Origin of the sequence: Pseudoduganella danionis, assembly GCF_009720775.1 — a bacterium.
Classification (GTDB): Bacteria; Pseudomonadota; Gammaproteobacteria; order Burkholderiales; family Burkholderiaceae_D; genus Rugamonas; species Rugamonas danionis.
The window spans coordinates 1-255 of the sequence record NZ_WNKW01000045.1 but is presented as its reverse complement, the minus strand read 5'-3'; the positions used below and the strand labels follow the sequence as shown (position 1 = coordinate 255).

General features: G+C 42.0%; 1 tRNA gene. It reads right to left on the bottom strand.

The window, feature by feature from the left end:
- Window positions 1–136: 136 nt before the first annotated feature.
- Window positions 137–212, bottom strand: a tRNA-Ala gene (locus tag GM655_RS22650).
- Window positions 213–255 lie beyond the last annotated feature (43 nt).

Sequence of the window (255 nt, the reverse complement as noted above, 5' to 3'; positions counted from 1 at the left end):
TCATTACCCATCGTCTTACGTTTTACCGTAAAACGATCAATAAAAATTTACTTACTTCTTCCAGATTGTTAAAGAACATACAGCACTTGATCTCTAAAAGATCAAATCTAAAGGTCTACCTTTACATCTGAACTTTTGGTGGAGGATGACGGGATCGAACCGACGACCCCCTGCTTGCAAAGCAGGTGCTCTCCCAGCTGAGCTAATCCCCCTTTTTGTTAGGTGTCAGACTTCAGTCTGATACCTCACTATAGG